This is a genomic window from Rhizobium ecuadorense (assembly GCF_001187535.1).
Lineage (GTDB): Bacteria > Pseudomonadota > Alphaproteobacteria > Rhizobiales > Rhizobiaceae > Rhizobium > Rhizobium ecuadorense.
Genome location: NZ_LFIO01001675.1, coordinates 1 through 1,126 on the forward strand (window position 1 = coordinate 1; position 1,126 = coordinate 1,126).

The window sequence follows — 1,126 nt, forward strand, 5'->3', positions numbered from 1 at the left end:
AAATGGACGTTCGCGCCGCCGTAGCCGTTCAGGCCGGAAAACCGCTCGAAGTGATGACCGTGCAGTTGGAAGGGCCGCGGGCCGGCGAAGTGCTGGTCGAGGTCAAGGCGACCGGCATCTGCCACACCGACGACTTCACGCTCTCAGGCGCCGATCCGGAAGGTCTGTTTCCGGCCATCCTCGGCCATGAGGGCGCCGGCATCGTCGTCGATGTCGGCCCCGGCGTCACCTCGGTCAAGAAGGGCGACCACGTCATTCCGCTCTACACGCCGGAATGCCGCGAATGTTATTCCTGCCTTTCCCGCAAGACCAATCTCTGCACCGCGATCCGCTCGACCCAGGGCCAGGGTCTGATGCCGGACGGTACCTCGCGTTTCTCGATCGGCAAGGACAAGATCCATCATTACATGGGCTGCTCGACCTTCGCCAATTTCACCGTGTTGCCGGAGATTGCCCTTGCCAAGGTCAATCCCGACGCCCCCTTCGACAAGATCTGCTATATCGGTTGCGGCGTCACCACCGGCATCGGCGCGGTGATCAACACCGCCAAGGTCGAGATCGGTTCGACGGCGATCGTTTTCGGTCTTGGCGGCATCGGCCTCAACGTGCTGCAGGGCCTCAGGCTCGCCGGTGCCGACATGATCATCGGCGTCGACATCAACAATGACCGCAAGGAATGGGGCGAGAAGTTCGGCATGACGCATTTCGTCAATCCGAAGGAGGTCGGCGACGACATCGTCCCCCACCTCGTCAACATGACCAAGCGCAATGGCGACCTGATCGGCGGTGCCGACTACACCTTCGACTGCACCGGCAACACCAAGGTGATGCGCCAGGCGCTTGAGGCATCCCACCGCGGCTGGGGCAAATCGATCATCATCGGCGTTGCCGGCGCCGGTCAGGAGATCTCCACCCGTCCGTTCCAGCTGGTCACCGGCCGCAACTGGATGGGCACCGCCTTCGGCGGCGCGCGCGGCCGCACCGACGTACCTAAGATCGTCGACTGGTACATGCAGGGCAAGATCCAGATCGACCCGATGATCACCCACACCATGCCGCTCGACGACATCAACAAGGGCTTCGACATGATGCACAAGGGTGAAAGCATCCGCGGCGTGGTGGTCTA

1 protein-coding gene is annotated in these 1,126 nt (G+C 62.5%); it reads left to right on the forward strand.

Features of this window, described 5'->3' with window-relative positions; translation table 11 throughout:
• Positions 1 to 2: 2 nt before the first annotated feature.
• The coding region (locus AF337_RS32980) for an S-(hydroxymethyl)glutathione dehydrogenase/class III alcohol dehydrogenase (protein WP_049735365.1) at positions 3 to 1,126 on the forward strand (1,124 nt) is incomplete at its 3' end.